Genomic DNA, 23,048 nt, shown 5'->3' on the forward strand with positions numbered 1-23,048 from the left:
AACGCGGACAGGCATGGCGTCTGACTCTGACCTCGGTTCGGGTGCCGGGATTCACGTCGGCTGGCGCGGTCCGGGTGATGGCCGCCGCCTGAACAGCCCCTGACGGTCGATGGGTCGGCCCGCACCGCTCCGGCGGATCCGCCACGGAGCCCCCGTCCGCAAGCGCCACAAGACGAGCCCGTGCCGGGCTACGAATACACCTGCCACCAGCGGTCTGCCTCAGCGCGCGCTACTTCGGCGTCGTACTGGATCGCCTCGAAGTGGTGGTCTATCGGGGGGCGGGGAGGTGGGCCCCACTCCCATGGGACCTCCCAGTCCGACCATTGCACGATCTCCCCGAACCGCTGCACGACCACGGTCATGAAGCCGCAGCAACCACCGGTGCACTCCGGCTCCCCCAGCTCCACGCGCCGCGCCTCGCTGGTCGCCCGGAGAGTGCTGGGCCGGCCGGCTGGGAACACATCAGCCGCGTAGGGTCCGCGGCCCCCTTTGCCGACCGCTTCTTCGACCACGTCCTCGTCGTTGACCCAGAACCGCACCTGGGCGGGGAACCGGCGCCCGGGCGGCAACACGCTGATCTTCAGGCGATCGAACATCGGACCACTTTACGGGGCGCTCGAACCTCGGCGTGTGACCCAGTCAACGCCTGGGGGTCAGGTCAGGCCGGCGAGGGTGGCCAGGCGGTGGGACTGGGTGCGGGTGAGGCGGGCGATTGCGTCCTCGTCCACCCGGGTCAGGCGGCCGTGCTCGACGACCGGGCGGCCGTTGACCAGGGAGAGGGTGACGGGGGCCGCGGCGCCCATCACCAGGGCGGCGACCGGGTCGGCGATCGACGCGTGGCCGAGGCCGTCCAGCTTCCACAGCACCAGGTCGGCGAGCTTGCCCGGCTCCAGCGAGCCGATCTCGCCGGCCCTGCCGAGGACTTGGGCGCCGCCGTAGGTGCCCAGGCGCAGCGCCTGCCGGGCGCTCATCGCCTTCTCGCCGCCGCCGAGGCGGTTGATGAGCAACGCGTTGCGCAACTCGGTGTGCAGCTCGCCGGATTCGTTGGAGGCGGTGCCGTCCACGCCGAGGCCGACCGGCACGCCCGCGGCGAGCATGTCGGGGACCCGGGCGATCCCGGCGGCGAGCCGGGCGTTGGAGGACGGGCAGTGCGCGACGCCGGTGCCGGTGCGGGCGAAGGCGGCGATGTCGGCGTCGTTCATGTGGACGCAGTGCGCCATCCATACGTCGTCGCCGAGCCAGCCGGTGGACTCGAAGTAGTCGGTGGGGCCCATGCCGAACAGCTCGTGGCAGAACTTCTCCTCCTCCACCGTCTCGCTGCCGTGGGTGTGCAGGCGTACGCCCTTGCGCCGGGCCAGCACCGCTGCCTCGCGTAGCAGTTCGGTCGACACCGAGAACGGCGAGCAGGGCGCGGCGGCGATCTGCAGCATCGAGCCGAAGGACGCGTCGTGGTGGGTGTCGATGGCGGCCTCGGTGGCCAGCAGCGCGTCCTCGGTGGTCTCCACGGCGAAGTCCGGCGGCAGCCCCCCGTCGCTCGCGCCGCGGTCCATCGAGCCGCGGGCGGCGGTGAAGCGCACCCCGGTCTCGGCCGCGGCCCTGATCTCGGCGCCGAGCAGGTCGCCGGCGCCGCGCGGGAAGACGTAGTGGTGGTCCATGGCGGTGGTGACGCCGCCGCGGACCATCATCGCCAGCGACCCGGCGGCCCCCGCGTGGACGATGTCCTCGTCGATCCGCGCCCACACCGGGTAGAGCTCGACCAGCCAGTCGAAGAGGTTGCTGTCCTGGGCGAGGCCCCGGGTGAGCCACTGGTAGAAGTGGTGGTGGGTGTTGACCAGGCCCGGGGTGGCCAGGTGCCCGGTGCCGTCGACGCGCCGGACGACGTCCGGCAGGCCCGCCGGGGCGGGTCCGGGGCCGACCGACTCGATGACGTTGCCCGCGACGACGACGTGCCCGCAGGTGTGTTCGGTGCCTGCCGCGTCCACGGTGGCCACCGCGCAGTTCTCGATGACGATGCGCTCGGTCATGGCGGTCCCCCTGTCAGTCCGTCACCGGGATGCGGGCCTCGGCGCCGTCGCGCAGCACCGTGCCCTCGATGAGCCCGTAGGGCCGGTCGGCGGCCAGATAGACCTCGTTGTCGTTCGTGAGGCCGAAGGGCGCCAGGTCGGCGAGGAAGTGGTGCTTGTTCGGCAGCGACAGCCGCACCTCGTCGACGGCGGCGACCGCGGCACTGTTGTCGATGACCCGGGAGCCCATCGCGAACAGGCTCTGCTGGAGCGAGAGCGAGTACGTCTCGGCGAAAGCGCCCAGCAGATCGCCGCGCACCGCCGCGTACGACTCCTCCCACGGTGGTACGTCCTGCCCGGCGGCGCCGGTCCAGCCGAACCGCCACCGGGCGTTGACCTCGGTGGCCAGGATCCGGTCGCGGGTCTCCTGGAGGGTGGTGTAGCCGTCCTTGACGAAGCCCCAGAACTCCGAGTCGGTGGAGTTGAGCACCACCAGGCCGGTCAGTCCGGAGATCACCTGCCACTGCTCGCCGTCGTAGGCGACCTCGGTGGTGCGGGTCTCCTGGCCCTTGCGGACGAAGGAGTGCTCGCCGCGGTCCAGGCCGGCGGCCGGGATGCGCTCCCAGGCGTGCTCCTCGATCCGTATCCGGGCGCGGTGGATCGGCTGCTGGCTGGTGACGAAATGCCGGGCCAGCCGGATACCGAAGGCCTCGGCGGAGTCGATGCCGTGCTCCTTGGCGAAGGCGAAGACGGTGTTCTTGGTCGTGTCGGTGGGCAGCACGTTGGCGTTCGACCCGGACAGGTGCACGTCGTGCATGTCGCCGGACAGCGCGACGGAGACGTTCAGGTCCTTGATGTGGTGGGTGCCGCCGTCGCGGGTGATGCGGACGACGCGGTTCTCCGCCTTGCCGTACTGGTTCTGGCCGAGCAGTGTGGGCATCTCGCTAGCTCCCTCGGTATACGGAGTAGCCGAACGGGTTCAGCAGCAGCGGTACGTGGAAATGCTCGCCCGGGGTGACCGTGAAGACCACCGCGACCTCGGGGAAGAAGGCATCCCGTGGACCGCGCTCGGCCGGCCGGGCGTGACGTGCGAGGTAGGGCGCCACGTCGAAGTGCAGCCGTGCGTGGGTGGTGGGGTCCGGCAGCGCGGGCAGGTCCTTGCAGCGGCCGTCCTGGTCGGTCGCGGAGCCGCCGTGCGGGGTCCACGGGCCCTCCGCGCCGGTGCGGACCTCCAGCGTGACGGCCACTCCGGGGGCGGGGCGGCCGGCGCTGGTGTCCAGGATGTGGGTGGACACGGATGTCATGGCGGGTCCTCCTGCGCGGTCGCCGCGAGCCTGCTGAGCCTGATCCGGTTGATCTTTCCCAGTTCGGTGCGGACGATCTCGCGTTCGGTGTCCTCGTCGTTGCCGAGCCGCGCCTGGAGGGCCGCCTTGATCTGCGCGCCGGTGGCGCCGGTGGCGCAGATCAGGAAGACGTGGCCGTGCGCGTCCTGGTAGGCGAGGTTGAGGGCGAGCAGTTCCGCGCGCTCGGCGTCCAGGACGCCGCTCTGCTCGCGGGCCGAGGCCGGGTCGCCTGGGGTGGGGCGACCGATCGGCGGGTGTCCGGCCATCGCCTCGCGCAGGTCGGCGGCGGTCAGTGCGGCCATGGCGGTGTCGCTCGCCGCGAGCAGGTCGTCCAGCCGTTCGTACGGCCGCCGCGCGGCCACTGCCGCACCCCATGCCGCGCTGGCGCACACCTCGTGCAGCAGGGCGGCGGCGGCGCCGGCGGCGGCCGCGTTGAGCCGGGACAACCCCGGCGTTGCGCTGGAAGTCACCCTCGCACGCTAGGAGCCGCCACCAACGGACGTCAACAGATTGTTGAAAACTTCTGGTTACGCCGACGGGCCTGCCGGGCCGTCACCGGCCCTCGCGGGCGGCGTTCTCCCTGTTCAGGTAGTTGTACACGGTGAAGCGGCTGACGCCGAGCGCCGACGCGACGGTCTCCACGCCGTGCCGCAGCGAGAAGGCGCCGCGCTCCTCCAGGATCCGCACCACCTGCTGCTTCTCCTTGCGGCCGAGCGCCGGCAGCGGCCCGTGCCTGCGTCGCAGGTCGGCCAGCAGATGGTCGAGCGAGTCCGCCAGGTGCGGCAGCCGCACCGCGACGACCGGCTCGCCCTCCCAGCTGAGCACGACGTCGTCGCCGCGGGCCTGCCCGGGCGCGACCATCTCCCCGCCCAGCGCGTCCACCAGCGGCCTGACGGCGTCGGCGAAGGGGTGCGACACCCCGTGCGGCGCCCCGTCCGCGGTCAGCGGCGCCCCGTCCGCGGTCATTCGCCGGCCTCCCCCAGCGCGCTGACCTGGAGCGAGACCCGGGTGGCACCGGCCGCCAGGGTCCGCCGCAGCAGTTCGGCGACGGCGGCCACGACGTCGTCGGCCGCGCCCTCGGCCGTGTTGCCGAACGGCCCGACGTCGACCGCCTCCAGCGTGCCGCCCTCCACGACCTCCCTGGCCACCACCGCGTGGCGGGGCGGCACGTCCAGGTCGAACGGCTCGGTCGTGAATTCCAGCCTCAGTCTCACCAGGTCACCCTTCGCGGCCGCGGTCCCTGCCCGGCCTGCGCCCCGCCGTCCGGACGGCGGCGTCCTCGCCGACCCTATGCGACCTCCGAGGGCGTCGTCAGGGTGGCCCGCACCGCGGCCGCCATCGCCGCGATGCCGGTCTCCAGGGTCAGCCGGGGGTGCGGGGCGAAGTGCGGCGAGTGGTTCGCGGGCAGCGCCGCCAGCCGTCCCGCGGCGTCCGCGTCCGGGCCGCCGGCGGCGGCCCACTGCCGGGGGCCGGTGCCGCCGAGCATCCAGTAGCCGGTACGGATGCCGGGCACGCCGTGCAGGTGCAAGCCGGCGTCGCCGTACAGCGCGAAGTCCTCGGTGGCCATCGACGGCTGCCAGCGGGCAACCCGGTGCCGCCCGAAGGCGGCCTCGTGGGCGCGGCGCACGGCCGCGGTCAGCGCGGGGTCCGGCACGGTGGGCCGGGAGCGGGACAGCACCCGCACGGTGGGCTCCGGCGGCGCGGGTTCTGGGGCGGCCGCCGCCTCGGCGCGCACGATACGGCGCACGGCCGCGACCGCCCGCTCCAGGCCCGCGTCGGTGAAGGACCGTACCGTCACTTCGAGCGTGGCCCGGTCGGCGATGACGTTGCCGCCGCCGGGGGTGCCCGCCCTGACCGAGCCGACGGTGACCACCAGCGGCTCGCCGGGGCCGGTCTCGCGGGAGACCACGGTCTGCAAGCGCATCACGACGGCGGCGGCGGTGATCACGGGGTCGGCCGCCAACTGCGGGGCCGCCGCGTGGCCGCCGCGGCCGTGGAGCACCACTTCGAGGGTCGCGCTCCCCGCGAGCAGCGGCCCCTCGGCGTGCGCGACCATGCCGGCGGGCAGCGGCACCACATGCTGGGCCAGCACGTGCGCCGGGACGGGGAAGCGGGTGTAGAGGCCGTCGGCGAGCATCGCGGCGGCCCCGCTCAGCGTCTCCTCCGCGGGCTGCCCGACGGCCAGCAGGGTGCCGCGCCAGCCGTCAGCGGACCCGGCGAGCACGGCGGCGGCGCCGGCCAGCGCGGCCAGGTGCGCGTCATGGCCGCAGGCGTGCATCACCGGGACGGGCGCACCGTCGGGGCCGGGCGCGGTGACGGCGCTGGCGTAGGGCAGGCCGGTGTCCTCGCGGACCGGGAGCGCGTCGAGTTCGGCCCGGATCATCACCACGGGGCCCGCGCCGTTGCGCAGCACGCCGACCACCCCGTGGCCGCCGACGCCGCTCTCGACGTCGAGCCCGGCAGCGCCGAGGGCGGCGGCGAAACGGGCCGCGGTGCGCTCCTCGGCGCCGGACAGCTCGGGGTCACGGTGCAAGGCGACGTAGAGCTCGGCGGCCCGCGCGAGGACGTCGGACGTGACGGGTGGGGCCGCGGGCAGGGCGTGCGGGGTCATCGGCGGCTCCTGTGCGCGTGCCAGCGGAGTGACAGCGGGGAGAAGGGCGATCGGTCAGTGGACGCGCGTAGAAAAGGGTCGGCCGGTCCGCTCAGGGCCGCGTCCCCTGCCGAGAAGAGGGAGTCACCATGGCGAACACCAAGCAGGACACGCCGCTCGTGTCGCTGGCCCAGGAGATCCTGGAGCTCGAGTCCGAGACCTTCGAGATCACCGACTACTCCGACGCCAGCGAGGTCATGCTCGGTTCCTCGACCAGCTGCTCCAGCACCAGCACCTGCTCCAGCACGACCAGCACCACCAGCTGCACCGCCTGACGCCCCGACCGCAGTCCGCCGCTCCGCGGCCCGCGCACAGCGGGCCGTGGAGCGTTCGCGTCGCGGCCCGGCCGCGGGCGGCGGCAGGGCCGTCACGGGAAGGGGTGCGGCACCCGGCGCACCTCGGACTCGCGCAGGTCGTCGGGGCGCAGCCCGGCCCGCCGCTGCGCGGTGCGCAGCCGCGGCATGGTCAGCGCCCGCTGCCGGGCCCACCCGAAGTCGATGGGCAGCAGCCCGGGCGCGATCGTGCACACCGTACGCAGCCCCATCGCGCGCTGCTCGGGCGCGGTCTGGTCGACCACGATCACATCGCAGCCCGCCGCGGCCAGTTCCCCGGTCAGCCACCGGATGTCGTCGCGCAGGTCGAGGCCGCGCGGACGGCGCTGCTCCCACTCGGCGTAGACCTCGGCCGGCGGCCTTACGGCGGCCGGCTCCAGATAGCTGCCGACGTGCTGGGCCATCCGGGGCAGCCCGAACAGCGCCGCGTGGTCGGGCAGCCGGCGCACCAGGCCGAAGTCCTCGGCCATCGCGGCCAGTTCTGCGGGCCGCTCGGTCACCTGCCGCGGCAGGTGCGGCAGATAGGTGAGGATCTCCGAGACCGCGGCCTCCACCGCCGTCTCCGGGTCGAAGGCGGCACCCGCGGCGAAGGCGAGCGTGCCGGGGCCGCCGTCCTTGCGTACGGCCAGGCCGGTGACGACGGGTACGGCCAGGTCGATGCGGTTGTCGAAGGCGTGCACGTCGTAGCCGCAGAGCGCGGCCCTGTCGGTCATCGCGCGCAGCACCGGGCTGCGGCAGGCGGCCAGGTCGATCTCGGTGAGCCGGGCGTCGCCGTACCAGGCCAGCAGGAAGGCGTCCCGCTCGACGAGTTCGAGCAGCCCGAAGAGCACCGCCTCCTCCAGGCAACTCCCGGTGGCGCAGCCGTTGGAGCACTCGAAGACGAAGTGGTCGGCGGCGGTGCCCGCGCTGTAGTAGACCAGCCGGGCGGGCACCAGCACCGGCCGGTCGTCGCGCAGCGACCAGCCGCGGACCCAGGGGATGGGCCGGGACGGGTCGAAGGGCGCGATCATCGGGTCGTCGCGGTAGGTCTCGGGTGCGTAGAGCCCGCAGTCGCGCGGGTCGAGGGCGGCGGCGCCGAGGTTGTCGTAGGAGTCGGTGACGAGGCCGCCGGCCTGCCTGCGGTGGGTGCCCGCGTAGCGCTCCAGGCCTTCGAGGAAGGCCAGGTCGCGGCTGGCGGCGAAGGAGTGGGACTGGCCGCTCCAGGTGACGTCGGTCAGGCCCGCGTAGCCGCGCATGAAGACGCTGCCCGCGACCGGCGCGGTGGTCGGCGAGGTGACGTCGCTCCAGGTGCCTGCGCCGAGCACGCCGCACACCGGGTTCGCCAGCGCCGCGGCCGGCAGGTCGTATCCGCCGGGCGGGCGCAGCCGGTAGCGGTCGGCGGCGGCCTTCCGCCGGGGCAGCGGGAAGGCCTCGGGCTCCGCCGCCCGCCCGTGCGGGGCGTGCGGGCAGAGCGGGTCGGCCAGCAGCGGCACCGTGGTGACCAGGCCGGTCTCCAGGTCGAGCCGGGTGACCTGCGCGAGCCGTACGCCGGTAGTCGGGTCCGGGCGCGCGTCGGAGGCCTCGTCCCGGGCCGGGCCCGTACCGGTGGCCTGCGGGAGTCGGCCGCCAGTGGTCGGGGCCTGCGCGAGTCGGCCGCCCCCGATCGGCGCCCGGCCCGTGCCGCCCGCCGTCAGGCGGCACAGGGCCCACACCGCGTCCGCGGTGTAGTCCGGGAGCACCGGCCAGCGGCCCGCGGCGGAGCGGGCGAGGCCGGTCTCCAGGGCGTCGCGTTCGGTACGGGTACGCAGGCGCTGCCAGCGGATGGCCAGGCAGCAGCCGCAGGCGGCCGTAGCGGCCGGGCCGCCCCACGGGCCGATCAGCACGGCGTCCGCGGTGAGGTGGACGCCTGCTGCGGCCCGCCGGCCGGCGGCCTCGGGGCGCTCCCCGCCCAGCACGTCGGCGCTGCCGATAACGGCGACCAGCGGCGCGGGCGCGCCCTCGGCGGCGGCCCGCGCGGCGAGCCGTCGTTCGAGGTCCCGCCCGGCGGACTCCAGCGGCGGCGGCTCCGGCGCGGCCGCGGGGCCCGGCGCCGGGCGTACGGCGGTGTCGGTCGTCATGTGCGGTTGCTCCAGCGGAAGATGCGGGCGGCGATCAGCCCGAAGACGACGGTGAAGGCGGCCAGGCCGCCGCAGTCGAGGGCCAGCGACCCGAAGGAGGCGCGCCCGGCCAGCACATCGGTCAGCCCGTCGTCGAGGTAGCGCAGCGGCAGCACCCACGAGGCGGTCCGTATCCAGCCGGGCAGCAGGTCGGCCGGGTAGAAGGAGCCGGACAGGAACGCCATCGGCACCATCACGCAGTTGGCGATCGCCGCGACCGCCTCGGGGGTGTCGGCGAGGCTGCCGACGACCAGGCCCATCGCCAGGAAGGCCGCCACCCCGAAGACCAGCAGCGGCAGCGCCAGCGGCCAACTGCCGTCCAGGTGCAGGCCGAAGAAGGGCAGCAGCGCGACCGCAGTGAAGAGCACCGCCTGCGACAGGCCCACCACGACGGCGACGACGAACCGCGAACCGAGCACCGTGGGCAGCGGAGTCGGGGTCCGCCAGATGAGCCGCAGGATGTCGTCGCGCCGCCAGTGCATCAGCGCGAAGGCCGGACCGAACAGCGCCGCGTTGCCGACGCCCCACGACAGCACGCCGGGCGCCACGTAGTTGATGTACGGCAGGCCGCCGTCCACGGACTGGCCGCGGAAGAGCAGCCCGAAGACCACGAGGAAGACCAGCGGGAAGGCGAAGGTGAAGAAGACGGTGGTGCGGTCGCGTACCGAGGCCAGGAAGGTGGCCCTGGTGAGGGTGGCGTAGGCGCCGGGGACGGTGGTCGTCGTGGTCATCGGCCGCGCTCCGATCCGACCGCCGGGGCGCCGGCCCGGTCCGCGGGGGGCGGAGGTGGCGCGGCGGTGAGCCGGAGGTAGGCGTCCTCCAGCGTCGCCGTCCTGGTCTGGATCGCGTCCATGTCGACCAGCGCGCCCAGTTCGATCAGCACCTTGTTGGCGTGCCGCGTCTCGATGACGACCTCGCCGCCCTCGACCAGCACCCGTTCCGCGCCCTGGACGGCGCGGGCCTGCTCGACGGTGATGCGGTCGGCGGGCACCAGCAGCCTGGCGGGCGCGGCCATCGACCTGATCAGCGCGCCGGGGCTGTCCAGCGCCACCACCCGGCCGCCCGCGACGATGGCGACCCGGTCGCACAGCGCCTCGGCCTCGTCCAGGTAGTGGGTGGTGTAGACGATGGTGCGGCCCTCGCCGCGCAGCTCCCGCAGCACCGACCACAGCGACCTGCGGGCCTGCGGGTCCAGCGCGGCGGTCGGCTCATCCAGGAAGATCAGGTCCGGCTGGTGCACCAGCGCGGTGGCCAGCGCCAGCCGCTGCCGCTGGCCGCCCGACAGGTCGTCCACCCGGCTGCGCTCCTTGCCGGCCAGGCCGACCAGGTCCAGCGCGTGGCGTGCGGCGGCGCGGTCGGCGCCCTGGAGCGCGGCGACGGTCTCCAGGTGCTCCCACGCTGTGAGCCGGGTGAAGAAGGCCGACGTCTGGGTCTGCACGCCGATCCTGCGCAGCAGCGCGGTGTCGCGCGGCCATGGGCTGCGGCCGAATACCCGGACGGTGCCTGAGTCCGCCTTGCGCATGCCCTCGACGATCTCCACCAGGGTGGTCTTCCCCGCCCCGTTGGGGCCGAGTACGCCGAAGAACTCGCCCTGCCCCACGGTCAGCGAGACGTTGTCGAGCGCGTGCACCTCGCCGTAGCGCTTGCTGACGCCGTCGAGGACGATGGCGGTCCCCGCCGGACGGGGCTGTGGTTTCATGTCGCCTTTCTCCCGCTGCTGTGGTGAGGTGCCCGGCCGCGGTGCGGGCGGGGTGGTGCGCGGAGGGTGCCGATCGGCCGCAGGGGTACGCGGCGGCGCCTTGCGGGCGGCGGCCCGTGCCCGCACGGCTGCGGCGCGCAGGCCGAGCAGCCGCAGCAGCAGGGCCGCCGCGAGCAGGGCAAGGGGGAGGTAGAGGGTCCAGGAGCCGTAGCGGCCCGGGAGGACGGCCCGGCACCCCAGACCGGCGGCGGCCGGTACCGCCGCCGCCGACAGGGCGCAGCAGGCGGCGAATCCGGCGTACACCAGGCGGAGCTGGGCGGGGTAGCGGCGCAGCCGCACCCGGGCCTCGCCGCCGCGGCGGACGGAGCCGGCCGCGACCACCAGGAAGGTGCGGCTCTCGGTGGCCAGCCGCAGGGTGCCCAGCGCGTAGCCGAGGATCTTGTAGCCGTCGAGCGGCGGCAGCGGCACCAGGTTGAGCAGCGCCATCGCGGTGCCGAGCAGCAGCAGGCCGCCGAGCGCGGGGAGCGCCTGGGCGGAGTCCGGCAGAAGCGCCCACACCGGCCAGAACGGCAGCAGGAACAGCAGGTTCGTCACCGCGCCGGCGACGGCGACGGCCACCTGCCTGCCGCGCCGGTCGAGGAACTGCACGTCCTCCACCTCGCAGTAGAGATACGTCAGCACGCCCCACACCCGGCGCAGGCCGATCTCGCCGACCCGCAGGCCGTACGCCCGGGCGACCAGGCCGTGCGCCAGCTCGTGCAGGCCGAGGCTGACCCACAGCACGCAGCCGACGGCGGCCAGGGTGACCGGCTGGTGGTACAACCGCCCGGTCTGGTCGGCGAGTTCGCCCAGCCTGACGGCGACGGCGACCGGCACCGCGGCGGCCAGCACCAGCAGCGGGACCACGACGGCCGGCCGGCGGGCGGCAGCGGTGGCGTCGTGCAGCCGGTCCATCAGCGCGGGCGCGTCGGCGACCATCCGGGTGGTGCCGCTCAACAGGCGGGACTGCGGCCGCGGTTGGTCCGCGGCGGTCGGTGCGGCGGGGGCCGGAGCGGCGGGCGGGCACCCGGCGTCGAGCAGTTGGCGGGTGGAGAGCAGCCGCAGCATCTGCTGCCACTGCGCGTCGCCCAGCCGGGCGCCGAAGCGGGCGGCGTATTCGGTGCCGATCTCGGCGAGCGAGCGGCTGCCGTCCAGCCGTGCGATGATGAAGTGCTCCCTGGCGCCGACCTCCATCCGCACCCCGGTGGCCGGGTCCTTGAGCAGGTGGACGACGGCCGGTCCGCGGGTCAGCGCGGGGCCGACGAGGATGCCGGGCCGCAGCGCGGGCCGCAGGTCGAGCAGGCCGCCGGTGGTCACGGCGCCGCCGTGGGCCGGGGCTCGCGCAGCGCGCGGGCCAGCACGTACGACAGGAAGGCCTCGTCGCGGACGGTCACAGAGAGCCGGTTGTTGGTCATGTGCATGTATGGCGAGAGCAGCATCGGCAGCGCCTGTCCGGGGTCGGTGACCGGCAGGTCGCGCGTGCCGTCCCAGGACCGGAAGACCAGGTCGCCGCCGCGGGCCAGCGCCACCACCTTGTCGCGCAGCGAGAGGCAGTGCTCCGCCCAGCCGGCGAGGAAGCTCGGCAGCCGTTCCGGGGCCGACTCGGCGACGGCGGCACGGATGTGCTGGAAGCGGGCGGGCAGTGACTCCATGGTGCCGTAGGCCCGGTCGTAGCCGTCCTGGGCGGTGTAGTTGGTGGTGGAGAAGGCCGAGTTCCAGAACTGGTGGTAGCGGTCGAGGAATTCCAGCAGCGCCGTCTCCTCGCGCAGCAGGCAGCCCGACATGGTCATCATCAACTGCGCGGCCACGCCCAGCAGTACGGTCCGCAGGTGCAGGTTCATCGTGCCGAGCGCGCCGGAGACCAGCTCGCTGGAGCGCTGGAAGTGCCACTCGGCCAGCTCGATCCCGGCCTGACCGCCGTATTTGCCGTACTCCGGCTCGTAAGGTTCGGGGCTGAAGGTGTTGTTGGGCCGCAGCCTCATCCGGCCGTCCGCGTCGACCAGGCCGTTGCGCTCGCCGCCGGGGAACTCCAACTCGAAGAGGGTGTTGTAGAGGTCCGCGAGGAAACCGCCCTTGACCTCGTAGAGCGCGGGGCGCTCGGCCAGGAAGGCCTCGATGGCGCGGCTCGCGCGGGCGGCGACCTCGGGGCCCGCGGCCGGTGCGGCCGGGCGCAGCCGCAGTCTGATGTGCGGGCCCTCCAGCCAGTAGTTGATGAAGAACCAGCCGCTCAGCAGGCCCTCGCCGGTCAGCTCGGCGACGAGCGGGCGGACGCAGCGCAGCAGGAAGGGGCGGGGGCTGGCGGCGTAGAAGACGTGGAAGGCCAGCCAGTCGCCGCGGGTCTCCGGGCCCGGGGGCACGGGCGGGACGGCCGGCGCGGGGGGGTGCGCCGGGGTCGGGGCGGTGGCCGCCTCTGGGGTGGTCATACGGCGCTGTCCTGCCTTCCTGGCCGGGGCGCGGCGGCGGGCGCCGCCGGGCGGGGGACGATCTCGACGGCGAGTTCCGCGACGTGGTGGCCGCCCGGGGAGCGCACATGCAGCTCCTCCTCGCCCGGCAGCATCTCCTCGAAGACCGTCCTGGTCCGGCCGCCGCCGGTCAGCGCGTCGAGGGCGATCAGCGACAGGGGGCTGTCGAAGTCGACGTACTGCGGCTTGGAGCCGCCGAAGGCAGCGCCGAACCCGCCCGTGTCGCCGTCACGTTGCTCGTGCAGGGTGGCGAACACCCTCTCCGGCAGGCCGTGGTCGCGCCGCCAGCGCTGCCAGCGCAGGAAGAAGCCGGCCTCGTCCGTGCCCGGTTCGCGTACCGGCAGGGCGCCCGGCGCGGCCGTCCACGACCTGCGGTGCAGCACCACGCTGCGGTAGCGGACCCGCGGCCTGCTGGTGACCCCGTCCCGCACGGCGGCCTCTGGCACCCCGCGCCAGACGTCGAAGGAGGCGCGGGAGGTCGGCGACAGCAGCAGCAGCGTGCGCGGCACCTCGGGCAGCACCATCGGCACCAGGTAGCCCAGGTAGAGGGGGACGACCTCGCGGTCGAGCCGCCGGGAGCGCAGCACCAGCCGGTCGGCCTGCTCGTCGTGCTCGGCGTAGAGGTCGTCCAGGTCGATCCTGGCCTCGGCGGGGGCAGTGCTGCTCTCGCCGGGGCAGACGATCTCGTAGTCGGTGAGCCGGCCGTGCAGGTTGAGGTTGGTGGTCGCGGAGCCCGCGGTGATCTCGGCGAAGACCGCGCCGGGCGGCTGCCAGTCCCGCAGCGTCTCGCGCAGCCGCCCGCTCAGGCCGCCGTCGCCCCGGGCATCGTCGTCGTCGAAGCAGTGGGTGAAGCGGGTGAAGGGGAAGGACAGGCCGCCGTAGGAGTTGTTGAGCACCACCAGCGGGTCGCCGGGGCGGCGGGCGAGCTGCAGGAAGTGGCTGTGCGGGGCGAACGCCGTCCCGAGCGGCGCCAGTTCGCCGGTGACGGCGGCCACCAGGTCTTCGCCGAGCCGCAGTTCCGCGCCGCCCTCGGGGTGCGCGGCCCACAGCTCGCGCATCCGCCCGGTGAAGGCGGCGCGGGCGCTGTCCAGGGCGGCGACCTCCGGCATGCCGAGCCAGTTCTCCTCGGGGGCGTGGGCACCGTCCGCCGCCCACGGCGACTTGAGCGAGGTGAACTGCAGATACTGCGTGAAGATGTCCTCGTGGAAGTCGTGCACGAGCCGCAGCAGGTCCTCGCACCGCCCGCCGCGCCCGTGGCGGGCCACGAAGAAGCCCTTGAGGGTGAGCCGTTGGGGCAGTGCCACGTCGAAGGCGGGCATCATCCCGGTGAGGGCGTGCAGCGGGGCGGCGGCCAGCTCGGTCCACTCGGCCAGGTCGGCCGCGACCGGCTGCTCGCGCACGTCCTCGTAGAGCAGCGTCTGCGGCAGCGACGGCGTGGCCGCGCCCAGGTCGGCCTGCAACGCGGCGAGGTCGTGGCGCAGTCCGGCCAGCAGCGCGCGGCGGGCGGGGACGTCGGCGTGCCGGTAGCGGTCCACGCGGGCAGCGGGGCCCTCCAGGCGGTCGGCGATGTCGTCGGCCCAGTCGCGGCCCAGGTCGCGCAGGGCGGCGCGGAAGGACCGCAGCGGGTCCGCGGTGTGCACGTCGGTCGCCAGGCCGGTCATCTGCAGGATGCCCAGGTCGAGCAGTGTCGCGGCGTAGCGGTCGGCCTGGTCGCCGGTCGCGCCGGTCTCGGCGGTCAGCCAACCGGTCAACTCGGCGTAGCTGAGGTGCGGTTGCTCGCGGAAGAGGGCGGTCAGCCGCTCCAACGTGCCGCTGTTGCGCAGGAAGAACAACCGGTCGTGGGCCGCGTCGAAGCTGACGGCGGCGCTGTCGTCGCCCGCGGTGACCGAGCGGCGGACGTAGCGGATGCGGTCCTCGTCGAGCTCCCAGCCGGCCGACAGGGTGACCGGCAGGTCGTCGCGGCGGGCGCTGTCGGCGGCGATCAGTTCGGCGAGCCTGGCCAGGACCACGACGTTGAGCCGCGGATGGCTGGTCCAGCGCTCGCCGGTGCGCACCTCGGGTGCCGCGTCGCCGAAGGTGCCCTCGGCGACGGCGGTGAAGGTGCTGAACGGGCTGGTCTTGCAGGCGGTCCGGTAGAGATACGCCAGCAGGGAGCGCTCCTTCTTCCTGGTCCGCTTGTCCGGTACGGGCGCACGGTCGGCGATGAAGGCGTCGAGCTGCCCGTCGAGGGTCGGCGAGGCGAGCGCGAGGGCGAGCCGCAGCCGGTCCGCACCGGCGAGGGTGCGCAGTGCCGTTCTGGCGGCGGCCAGTTCGCGGTCGAGCAACGGGCCGCCCGCGGTGTGCAGTTCGGCCAGCCGCAGCCGGGCGTCGAGCCAGCAGGTGAGCAGGTCGCCGGTGCCGCCGCCGACTCCGGCAGCCAGCCGGCGCACGGCGTCGGGGTCGCCGGGCAGCCGGTCGTTGAAGACCTGGCGGCGCAGCGCGAGCACCGCCCGGCGGTCCGCGTCGTCCTCGGTGGCCTTGACCAGGACCGTCAGCGGGTCGTTCAGCTCCTGCCCGAGCGAGGCCACTTTCTGCTCGGCGGCCAGGACCTCCGCGGCCCAGCGCCGGGCGTCGGGGCTGCGCAGGCGGTGCACGGCCTCCACCGGCAGACCCGCCACCCGCAGCATGAAGCGGCGGTGCAGCAGCCAGCTCCGCGAGCTGTCCCCCGTGTCCTGCGCGACGGCGTCGACGCTCATGCCGCTCCTTCCTGTCCTTCGGTCCGTCCTGGCATCGGGTGGGAGTGGGCCGCGTGCGGCCGCGGCGTTCAGGCGAGGTCGTAGCGGAAGTCGGCGGGCCGGGGGCGTTCGTGGCCGATCATCATGATCAGCAGCGGCACCTCGCCGGTCGTGTCGAGCGCCAGCTCCTCGGTGAAGGAGATCGCGTCGAAGCCCAGCGCCACCCCGCAGGACAGGCCCGCCGCGGCCGACGCGGTGTAGACGGCCTGGGAGATCCCGCCGATCACGGCGTTGACCAGGCGGTATCCCCGGTCGCCGACCGCGTCGAGCACGGCGGTGGTGCGGGCGACGGGCACGATGACGGCGGCCGCCTGCTCCAGGTTGTAGTTGGCCAGGAAGTAGTTCCGCTGCAGGAACTCGCCCGGCGCGCCCGCCGCGACCAGCCGCAGTGAGCCGTCGGCGCGGTCGTGCAGATAGCTGCCGGGCTCGACGCCCGCCACGTGGTTGACGAAGACGTACGCCCGGGTCAGCGGGCCGGCGCCCGGGGTCTCCGCGTCGCTGTCCAGGGTGCCGGCGGCGTCGACGGCGGCCAGCACGGTGGCGAGCGCTTCGGCCGGCAGCGGCGTCGTCGCCTGGAAGCGGCCGAAGCTGCTGCGCCGGTCACGCAGCGCGGTGCCGACCGGGGTGTCCAGCGCCTTCGGTGCGGGCAGCGCGGTCCGCTCGCCGCCGGGGGGCACCGGCAGCGCCAGCGCGCCGTCCAGCGCTCCTGCGGCGGGCCGGTCGGCGTCGCCGTCGAGCGTCGCTTCGTGCATGCGGCGTACGATCTCGAAGGTCATGGTCGTCCGGGACCGCTCCTGGTCGGCGTATCGCACGCGGGGGGCTGCGAGCGCGGGAGCCGAGGTCACGGCGGGCCGCTCCCAGGCGAGCGGGACCACCGCGAAGACGCCCTCCTCGTCCGGTGCGAGTCCCAGCAGCCGGCCGAGCCTGGCCTCGTCGAACCACAGGGCGGGCCCGATGTGCAGCCCGCGCGCCCTGGCCCAGATCCGCCAGGTCTGCAGCAGGGCGCCGGTGTCCATCGTCACGACGTGGTAGCTGAAGCTGTTGTACTTGAAGGCGTTCTGCCAGAACCGCACGCCGAGGACCAGGAACTGGTCGTACGCCGCCAGGTCCGCGCCGCCCGCCGCGCGCACTTCGGCCGTCACGTCGCCCGCCAGCAGCCGCCGCAGGTCGTGGTGCGGGGTGGAGTAGTAGTAGACGCCGGGGGTCAGCGGGCCCGAGGGGCCTGCCACCCAGTGCACGCCGACCGGGTAGAGGCCGCCGCCGGAGGCGGTGCCGCGCGACCAGTTGGCCTGGGTGTACATCGGCAGGGTGCCGAGGTCGGAGTTGGCCTGCACGGCGAGCCGGCGGCCGACCAGGCCGTAGGACTCCTGGAGCATCCCGGCGAGCAGCGGCAGTGTGAAGGCCCCGGTGCCGCGCGGCCCGAACAGCCCACGCTGCACGGTCGCCTCGCCGGTGGGCGGCAGGTCGGCGGCCTGCGGCAGCGGGAAGGCCTCGGCGCCGGGAAAGTGCTTGCCCTTGCGCGGCCGGTCGGCCCAGTCGGGGACGAAGTCGGCCGGCTCCATGGGATACCTGCCCCGCCGGACGATGGCGGTCGCGTACTCATGGGCGAATCCCACGGGTGTTTCCTCTCTGTGCGGGTGTCCGTCTGCGGGGTCGGTAGGGGTGCGGAGCCGGGCGGGCCGTGCGGGGCCGCTGCGGGCGGTGCGGGGCCGTTGCGGGCCTCAAGGGAACGGGTGCGGGGCCTGGTTGAGGTCGGCGGCGGTCAGGTCGCGGGTGTGCAGGCCCGCCGCACGCAGTGCGGTGCGCGTCCTGGGCAGGTGGCGGGCGCGCTGCCGTCGCCAGCCGAAGTCGATGGGCAGCAGGCCCGGCACGATCACCCCGGCGGTGTGGAAGCCGAGTTCGCGCTGCTCGGGCATGGTCTGGTCGACCACGACCACGTCGAAGCCGGCCTTCGCGACCGCCTCGACGCAGGCGGCCACGTCGTCGCCGAGGTCGTCGCCGGGCGGCAGGACGCCGGGTCCGCTCGCGCCGAGGTCGGCCGGCGCGACGCGCGGGCGGTCGCCGCGCAGCAGGAAGTCGGCGTGGACGGCCATTTCGGGCAGGCCGTAGAGCAGCGGGTGGTCGTGCAGCACCAGCACCCGGTCGAAGTCGGCGGCCAGGGACCGCAGTCGGGCCTGGTCGCGGGCGGTCCTGCGGCGCAGGTTGACCGCGTCGGTGGCGATCTCGCACAGCCCGGCCGCCAGCGCCGCCTCCGGGTCGAGTCCGGCGCCCGCCCCGAAGCACAACCGGCCGAGACCGCCGTCGATCCGCTCGGCCACCGCGGTGACCACCGGGATCGGGAAGCTGATCCGGGTGTCGAAGAAGCGGGCCCGGTAGCCGTACATCGCGAGCCGGTCGATCATCGCATGGGTGTGCGCGCTGCGGCTGCCGGCAACGTCGATCTCCGGCAGCGGCGCCCGTCCGTACCAGGCCAGCAGGAACGCGTCGCGCTCGACGACCTCCATCAGGCCGTGGTAGACGGCCTCGGCCAGACTCCCGCCGGACGCGCAGCCGTTGGAACTCTCCTGCACGAACCGGTGCTCCAGGCCGCCGGGTGCGTGGTAGTAGGCAAGGATCTCCGGTACGAGCAGCGGCCGTTGGTCGCGCAGCGACCAGCCCCACACCCAGGGGATCGGCCGGGCCGGGTCGAAGGGCCGCACGCCGGGCTCGGACCGGTGGAAGTCGTCGCAGTACAGCCCGCAGGCGCGCGGGTCGAGCACCGCCTCCACGGTCGCCAGTTCGTCGTAGGCGGCCACCACCGTGGTGCGCTTGCCGCGCGGGCGCATCCCGGCGAAGCGCTCCAGCCCTTCAAGCAGGCCGACGCGCTCGCTGGAGCGGTAGCGCGGGGTGTGGCCCCCCCAGAAGCACTCCCGCAGGTAGTCGCCGGAGCGCAGCAGGAACGAGCCCACGGTCGAGGAGGTGGACGCCGAGATCAGATCGGGCACCACCGAGGGGCCGAGCATGCCCGCGGCCGGGTTCACGAACGCCTCGAAGGGCACGTCGTAGTCGTCGGCGGGCCGGGCGCGGAAGACGTCGGGGGCCGGTTTCGGCGCCGGGGCGAAGCTGATCCGCGCGCCCTCAGCGGTGTCGGCGGCCCGTTCGCCGCAGCGCGGGCACTCGGCGTCCGGTACGAAGGCGAAGCGGGTCACCCGCAGCGTCTCGGCGTCCACCAGGAAGGCGTACGGCAGTTGTCCGGCGCCGCCCGGCCGCTCCCGGTGCGCCGCGATCAGCGCGGCGACGGCGTCCACCCCGAAGGCCGGGTCACCGGCGCCCGTTCCTGCGGCCCGCGTTCCTGCACCGGTCTCCAGCGCCTCGCGCAGCGCCCGGGACCGCACCCCCTGCCAGCGGCGGGCCAGGCAGCGCGGGCAGCCCGCGGTGCCGTCCGGCGCGAACGGGCCGACGAGGACCAGGTGCCCGTAGCGGTACACCCCGACCGCGCCCGGCGGCCCGTCCTCGCCGTCGCCCACGGCCAGTTCGTCCCGCACCCCGAGCGCCCCGACGACGACGTCCGCGTCCCCTCCCGCGTGCCGGGCGAGGCCGGCGGCGAGCCGCCCGGCCAGCCGCGCGCAGGACTCGTCCAGCGGTCCGGCGTGACCGGCCCTGGGGGCCGCCGCGAGGGCGGTGGCGGCGGGTGGCGGGGCCGGGCTCACGGGCGGGCCCCGGGGGTGGTGAGCAGGACGCGGGTGGTGTGCAGGCGCCCCGCCGCCAGGTCGGGGGCATGGATCGGGGCGGTCAGCACGTCGCGGCCGGCGGCGCGCAAGGCGGCGGCGACCGCGGCCCAGCCGGTGGCGTGCGCGCCGGCGGACTCGCCGGTCGGGACGAGGGCGGCCGGGTCGAGGTCGGTCGGCACGAGGGCGGCCGGGTCGAGATCGGCGAGCAGCGGGTCGCCGAGGTCGGGCGTGCCGCCGGTCTGTACGGCGCCGAGCAGGTCGCGCACCGCGGTGAGCACGGCGTCGCGGCGGCGCGGAGCCGCGGCGACCGCCCAGCGCGGCAGGCCCGTTGCCGGGTCGGCCGCCCTGGCCAGCACCACCGGAAGGGCGCACTCCCCCGGCCCGCCGCCCAAGGCGAGGATCTCCAGCTCGGCGCCGAGGCCCGCGGCGGAGCGGAGCAGGAAGGTGATCTCGGCGTCGTCGCTGTCCGGCGCGGCCGGGTCGAGGCGGTCCACGGCGAAGGTGCCGCGGAGCGCGGAACGCAGCGCGTCGTGGGCCAGCGCGGTCCGCAGGCCGCGGGCCACCGCGGCGGCCGGGGTCGCACCCGCGCCGGTGCCCGCGGAGGTCGGCTCGACGACGCGCGCCTGGTTGTCGGGCCCGAACGGCCGCAGCGCCGCCGCGGGCACCAGCAGCGTCTCGCCGCTGAGCAGCGAGGTCGCCGGGCACCAGCGCGCGATCAGCTCCGCCGGTGTGCCGAGCCCGGACGCGACGCTCAGCCGCGCCGGGTCCAGCGCCCGCCACTTGCCGCGCGCGGCTTCCAACTCCGCCCCGGCCAGGACCTGCTGGACCGGCACCACCCGCTCGGCATAGACCTCGGCGGCACGGTGCAGTGCCCGCAGCCGCGCCCCGGCGACATGGTGCACGTCGAAGGCGGTGATCTCGCGGCGTCCGCGGTGCCCGGTGCCGAGCACCACCGTGCTGACCTTCAACGGCGTCTGCGCCCAGTCCTCGTCGGCGTAGGCGGTGAAGACCCCGGTCCGCGACTGCACCAGCACCGCCCGCCCGGAGATCTCCCCGAGTGCGGCCTGCGCGGCGTCCTCCTCCGCGGCCCCGTCCGCGACCGGCCCGCCGAGCGGCGAGACCGCGCCACCCGTCGCGGGCGCCTCCGTCGCCGGTGCGGCCGCTTCCGCGGTGCCGTCCGCGGTCCCGTCCGCGGTCCCGTCCACGACCGGCCCGCTGCCGGGTGCCGCGCCGTCCGCACGCACAGCGCCCGCAGGCGTATCCGTGGTCGCCGCCGCCGTGCCTGGCCGTTCCTCCTGCGCCAGGTCGGCCAGCAGGACGGGCTCGTCCACCGGCTCGGACGCCGTGGCGCAGTGCGGGCAGCGCGGGTGCGGCAGCAGGGGCTCGGCCGTGGTGTCCAGGGAGTCGGTGTGCTGGACGATCAGCTGGTTCTCGGTCTCCGCGGGCAGCACGCCGGTCGTGCGGCGGAAGACCTCGTAGCCGAGGAGGTTGCCGATCATCGCCGCCAGCGGGCCGCCGACCGCGGGGCCGGCCGGCTCGCGCGGGCCGCCGGGGGCCGTCGCGCTCCACAGGTCCGCGGCGGCGCCCGGCTCGCCGTTGGTCCCCAGCCGCAGCGCCGCGCAGGTCCAACAGCCGGCGGCGCCACGGGACATGAGCGGGCCGATCACCACCGAGTCGCCGAAGGGCCAGGCCGGCAGCAGCAACCGGCCGGCCGGTATGCCGGCGTCGAGCAGCGCGGCGAGCCGCCGGGGCGCGTCCGTCCCGGTGACCAGGACCATGTCGTAGCCGTCGAGGTCGTCCCAGCCGTACGCGGCCGGGTCGTCGCCCGCCGTGGCGTCAAGCACCGCGACCTCGGTGGCGCAGCCGGCGTCCCGCAGCCCCGCCGCCTCGGCGGTGACCTCGGCGAAGGCGTTGCCCGGGCGGTCGATGGAGTGCGGTACCGCGACGGCGGCGCACCCGTTGCGTATCAGGCTCAGCGCCGCCCAGCGGGCGACCGCGTCGTCGCCGACGACGGCGACCCGGGTGCGCCGGAAGCGCAGGAAGCGGGCGACGGAGCCGTCGGTGTAGTGGTCGATGTAGTCGACCTGCGCGGCGAAACGCTCGGCGACGGCGGGGTCGAGCGGCTCGGCGCCGTCCTCCGCGGGGACGGCGTCCCGGGCGAAGCCACGCGCGTAGAGCGTGCCGACCAGCCGGACCACCATCTCGCGCTGCTTGTCCCCGAGCCCCTGGCAGAGGGCGGCCACGGTGTGGTCACCGGTCAGGTGCGGGACCATGAGCGTCGCGAAGCGGTAGGCGGAAGGCATCACGACGCTGAATCCGCCGCGCGCGTTGTGGAAGTGCACGCCGGTGGGCGTCTGGGTGTAGAGCACGTCCCGGCGGATCCGCGGCCGGGTGTCGGCGAGTTCGTCGTAGCTGGACACCATGTCAGTCACGCCTCCGTGGGATGCAGTCCTGCGGCGCCGGGCCGCTGCGGTTCTGTGCGGGGGTGTCCGGAACGGGCCGGCGCGGACGCGGGCGGGGAGATGCCGGGCGGTGGCGGGGCGCCGTCGCCGCGGGCCGCCGCTGCGCGGGTGAACACCCGCAGCAGTTCGTGCACGCGGTACAGCCCGCGCGGCCCCTCCTCCAGCAGGCCCGCGCCGACCAGGCTGTCCAGGACGCGACCGCCGTCCACGGGTTCGCCCGGGACGGGGTCGGCGCCGGGGACGGGCGGCGTGCGGGGCGGCGGTGACTGCCCGCGCGGCAGCCCGGCCTGCCGGCCGCTGGGCGACTCGCCGCGCAGGATGGCGAGTTCCAGCCGTTGCAGGGCCGAACCGGGGTCGACACCGAGCGCCTGGGCGAGGTACGACTTCAGCCGCCGGTATTCGGCCAGTGCCTCGGCCCGGCGGCCGGCCCGGTCCAGCGCTTCCATCAACTGCTCGGTGAAGCGCTCGTGCAGTGGATAGGCACGCGCGGTGGACCAGATGTCGGCCAGCGCCTCGCGGTGCCTGCCGCACTCCAGTTCGAGATCGAAGACCCGCTCGATGGCGCGCAGCCATTCCTCGTGGAGCTTCGGCAACTCGTCGCGGTGCAGCAGGTCGGAGGGCACGTTGACCAGCAGTGGCGGCTGCCACAGGGCGAGCGCCTCGCGCAGCAGCCGCAGTTCGGCCTCGGGATCCCCGACGGCGTAGGCCGCGCCGAGCAGTTCGCGGAAGCGGACCAGGTCGAGGGTGGCGGCGTCCGCGGTCAGCCGGTATCCGCCCGGCACCGCCTCGATCATATTGCCCGCGATGCCGTACTTGCCGAACAGCCGGCGCAGCCGCAGAACACAGCTGTGCAGCGCGGACTTGCCCTGAGCGGGGGTTTCCTCACCCCAGATGACACGCTGCAGGAAATCCACGGAAACGACCGAGTTGGCATTCAGCAGCAATGCCGCGAGCAACGCCGCAGGTCGCGAGGGCTGAAGCACGACCGATTCCGTGCCGTCAGTGACCGCCAGCATTCCGAGTACGGTGAAGCGCGTGTGGTCCGCCGCACCCGACGACGGTCCCGAATTTCCCGATGATAATCCTGAACTGTTTTCGAGCGCGTTGGACAACACCACCAACCCACCATCCCCGTAGCCCCGTGTCGGCCGCTGCCGCCGTCCCGCAGGAGTGCGCGGGTCACCGGCTGAAATCCCAGTCGGTCTGGCTGGTTGCGGTCAACGAGGACAGTACGGCAGGCCTCTTTACCTTGTCCAGGGAATCCGGCTGACACCCGGCAATCAATGGCGCGGGCACCGTACGCACGCCCGCAAAGCCGAATTCACGCCCGCAAACGGGACACACCGGACCGTGTATGCGGGTACGGATGCGAGCAATCGGACATATCCCGCAGAAATTACCGGAATGTAAAGGGTCGTTAACTCTACCCATTACCAGGC

General features: G+C 74.6%; 18 protein-coding genes. 1 reads left to right on the plus strand and 17 read right to left on the minus strand.

What is annotated here, in order from left to right:
* Nucleotides 1-188: 188 nt before the first annotated feature.
* From OG702_RS08030 to OG702_RS08065, 8 genes are all read right to left on the minus strand, one after another.
* A complete protein-coding gene (locus OG702_RS08030; protein WP_327288168.1) occupies nucleotides 189-596 on the minus strand; it encodes a hypothetical protein in 408 nt (135 codons plus the stop codon).
* 57 nt (nucleotides 597-653) lie between these two features.
* A complete protein-coding gene (locus OG702_RS08035) occupies nucleotides 654-2,024 on the minus strand; it encodes an 8-oxoguanine deaminase (protein WP_327288169.1) in 1,371 nt (456 codons plus the stop codon).
* Between the two features lie 13 nt (nucleotides 2,025-2,037).
* Nucleotides 2,038-2,943 (minus strand): factor-independent urate hydroxylase, encoded by a 906-nt coding sequence (gene pucL, locus OG702_RS08040; protein ID WP_327288170.1) that lies wholly within the window; start codon nucleotides 2,941-2,943, stop codon nucleotides 2,038-2,040.
* 4 nt (nucleotides 2,944-2,947) lie between these two features.
* On the minus strand, nucleotides 2,948-3,307 hold the full coding sequence (gene uraH / locus OG702_RS08045; protein WP_327288171.1) for a hydroxyisourate hydrolase: 360 nt from the start codon (nucleotides 3,305-3,307) through the stop codon (nucleotides 2,948-2,950).
* The gene (gene uraD / locus OG702_RS08050; protein WP_327288172.1) at nucleotides 3,304-3,816 is read right to left on the minus strand and encodes a 2-oxo-4-hydroxy-4-carboxy-5-ureidoimidazoline decarboxylase; all 513 of its coding nucleotides are present in this window, start codon (nucleotides 3,814-3,816) and stop codon (nucleotides 3,304-3,306) included. Before uraD ends, uraH begins: the two co-directional genes overlap by 4 nt.
* A gap of 82 nt (nucleotides 3,817-3,898) precedes the next feature.
* Nucleotides 3,899-4,312 carry a helix-turn-helix domain-containing protein gene (locus OG702_RS08055; RefSeq protein ID WP_327288173.1) on the minus strand — a complete coding sequence of 138 codons (414 nt, stop codon included), beginning with the start codon at nucleotides 4,310-4,312 and terminating at the stop codon, nucleotides 3,899-3,901.
* Nucleotides 4,309-4,560, minus strand: coding sequence for a hypothetical protein (locus OG702_RS08060; RefSeq protein WP_327288174.1), 252 nt, complete (start codon nucleotides 4,558-4,560; stop codon nucleotides 4,309-4,311). The genes OG702_RS08055 and OG702_RS08060 overlap by 4 nt, the downstream gene beginning before the upstream one ends.
* A 74-nt stretch (nucleotides 4,561-4,634) precedes the next feature.
* On the minus strand, nucleotides 4,635-5,957 hold the full coding sequence (locus OG702_RS08065) for an amidohydrolase (protein ID WP_327288175.1): 1,323 nt from the start codon (nucleotides 5,955-5,957) through the stop codon (nucleotides 4,635-4,637).
* A gap of 128 nt (nucleotides 5,958-6,085) precedes the next feature.
* On the opposite strand from OG702_RS08065, the gene OG702_RS08070 reads away from it, so the two are divergent.
* Complete coding sequence (locus OG702_RS08070; RefSeq protein ID WP_327288176.1) at nucleotides 6,086-6,271, plus strand: thiazolylpeptide-type bacteriocin; 186 nt, start codon at nucleotides 6,086-6,088, stop codon at nucleotides 6,269-6,271.
* Nucleotides 6,272-6,363: 92 nt separating this feature from the next.
* On the opposite strand, the gene OG702_RS08075 is transcribed toward OG702_RS08070, so the two are convergent.
* The 9 genes from OG702_RS08075 to OG702_RS08115 all read right to left on the minus strand — a co-directional run bounded on the left by OG702_RS08075 (nucleotide 6,364) and on the right by OG702_RS08115 (nucleotide 22,625).
* Complete coding sequence (locus tag OG702_RS08075; protein WP_327288177.1) at nucleotides 6,364-8,424, minus strand: TOMM precursor leader peptide-binding protein; 2,061 nt, start codon at nucleotides 8,422-8,424, stop codon at nucleotides 6,364-6,366.
* Complete coding sequence (locus tag OG702_RS08080) at nucleotides 8,421-9,194, minus strand: ABC transporter permease (RefSeq protein WP_327288178.1); 774 nt, start codon at nucleotides 9,192-9,194, stop codon at nucleotides 8,421-8,423. Before OG702_RS08080 ends, OG702_RS08075 begins: the two co-directional genes overlap by 4 nt.
* A complete protein-coding gene (locus tag OG702_RS08085; protein ID WP_327293127.1) occupies nucleotides 9,191-10,162 on the minus strand; it encodes an ABC transporter ATP-binding protein in 972 nt (323 codons plus the stop codon). The genes OG702_RS08080 and OG702_RS08085 overlap by 4 nt, the downstream gene beginning before the upstream one ends.
* A gap of 1,352 nt (nucleotides 10,163-11,514) precedes the next feature.
* Nucleotides 11,515-12,624: a lantibiotic dehydratase C-terminal domain-containing protein gene (locus OG702_RS08090; protein ID WP_327288179.1), complete on the minus strand. Its 1,110-nt coding sequence runs from the start codon at nucleotides 12,622-12,624 to the stop codon at nucleotides 11,515-11,517.
* Entirely contained in the window at nucleotides 12,621-15,398 is a 2,778-nt protein-coding gene (locus tag OG702_RS08095) for a lantibiotic dehydratase (RefSeq protein ID WP_327288180.1), read from the minus strand. Before OG702_RS08095 ends, OG702_RS08090 begins: the two co-directional genes overlap by 4 nt.
* A gap of 68 nt (nucleotides 15,399-15,466) precedes the next feature.
* Nucleotides 15,467-17,053: a nitroreductase family protein gene (locus OG702_RS08100; protein ID WP_327288181.1), complete on the minus strand. Its 1,587-nt coding sequence runs from the start codon at nucleotides 17,051-17,053 to the stop codon at nucleotides 15,467-15,469.
* Between the two features lie 105 nt (nucleotides 17,054-17,158).
* Nucleotides 17,159-19,126 carry a TOMM precursor leader peptide-binding protein gene (locus OG702_RS08105; protein WP_442814336.1) on the minus strand — a complete coding sequence of 656 codons (1,968 nt, stop codon included), beginning with the start codon at nucleotides 19,124-19,126 and terminating at the stop codon, nucleotides 17,159-17,161.
* Nucleotides 19,123-21,570, minus strand: a complete 2,448-nt coding sequence (locus OG702_RS08110) for a TOMM precursor leader peptide-binding protein (RefSeq protein WP_327293129.1) — start codon at nucleotides 21,568-21,570, stop codon at nucleotides 19,123-19,125. The genes OG702_RS08105 and OG702_RS08110 overlap by 4 nt, the downstream gene beginning before the upstream one ends.
* Nucleotides 21,571-21,575: 5 nt before the next feature.
* Nucleotides 21,576-22,625, minus strand: coding sequence for an AfsR/SARP family transcriptional regulator (locus tag OG702_RS08115; protein WP_442814338.1), 1,050 nt, complete (start codon nucleotides 22,623-22,625; stop codon nucleotides 21,576-21,578).
* Nucleotides 22,626-23,048 lie beyond the last annotated feature (423 nt).

It is taken from the genome of Streptomyces sp. NBC_01198 (genome assembly GCF_036010485.1).
Taxonomy (GTDB): Bacteria; Actinomycetota; Actinomycetes; order Streptomycetales; family Streptomycetaceae; genus Actinacidiphila.

What these genes read in the sequence shown, in the direction of transcription:
- OG702_RS08090 (WP_327288179.1), bottom strand. Translation starts at nt 12,624, where the DNA reads ATGACCACCCCAGAGGCGGCCACCGCCCCGACCCCGGCGCACCCCCCC.
- OG702_RS08110 (WP_327293129.1), bottom strand. Translation starts at nt 21,570, where the DNA reads ATGGTGTCCAGCTACGACGAACTCGCCGACACCCGGCCGCGGATCCGC.
- OG702_RS08075 (WP_327288177.1), bottom strand. Translation starts at nt 8,424, where the DNA reads ATGACGACCGACACCGCCGTACGCCCGGCGCCGGGCCCCGCGGCCGCG.
- OG702_RS08085 (WP_327293127.1), bottom strand. Translation starts at nt 10,162, where the DNA reads ATGAAACCACAGCCCCGTCCGGCGGGGACCGCCATCGTCCTCGACGGC.
- OG702_RS08055 (WP_327288173.1), bottom strand. Translation starts at nt 4,312, where the DNA reads ATGACCGCGGACGGGGCGCCGCTGACCGCGGACGGGGCGCCGCACGGG.
- uraH (WP_327288171.1), bottom strand. Translation starts at nt 3,307, where the DNA reads ATGACATCCGTGTCCACCCACATCCTGGACACCAGCGCCGGCCGCCCC.
- OG702_RS08035 (WP_327288169.1), bottom strand. Translation starts at nt 2,024, where the DNA reads ATGACCGAGCGCATCGTCATCGAGAACTGCGCGGTGGCCACCGTGGAC.
- OG702_RS08115 (WP_442814338.1), bottom strand. Translation starts at nt 22,625, where the DNA reads ATGCTGGCGGTCACTGACGGCACGGAATCGGTCGTGCTTCAGCCCTCG.
- OG702_RS08070 (WP_327288176.1), top strand. Translation starts at nt 6,086, where the DNA reads ATGGCGAACACCAAGCAGGACACGCCGCTCGTGTCGCTGGCCCAGGAG.
- OG702_RS08030 (WP_327288168.1), bottom strand. Translation starts at nt 596, where the DNA reads ATGTTCGATCGCCTGAAGATCAGCGTGTTGCCGCCCGGGCGCCGGTTC.
- pucL (WP_327288170.1), bottom strand. Translation starts at nt 2,943, where the DNA reads ATGCCCACACTGCTCGGCCAGAACCAGTACGGCAAGGCGGAGAACCGC.
- OG702_RS08065 (WP_327288175.1), bottom strand. Translation starts at nt 5,957, where the DNA reads ATGACCCCGCACGCCCTGCCCGCGGCCCCACCCGTCACGTCCGACGTC.
- OG702_RS08080 (WP_327288178.1), bottom strand. Translation starts at nt 9,194, where the DNA reads ATGACCACGACGACCACCGTCCCCGGCGCCTACGCCACCCTCACCAGG.
- OG702_RS08095 (WP_327288180.1), bottom strand. Translation starts at nt 15,398, where the DNA reads ATGAGCGTCGACGCCGTCGCGCAGGACACGGGGGACAGCTCGCGGAGC.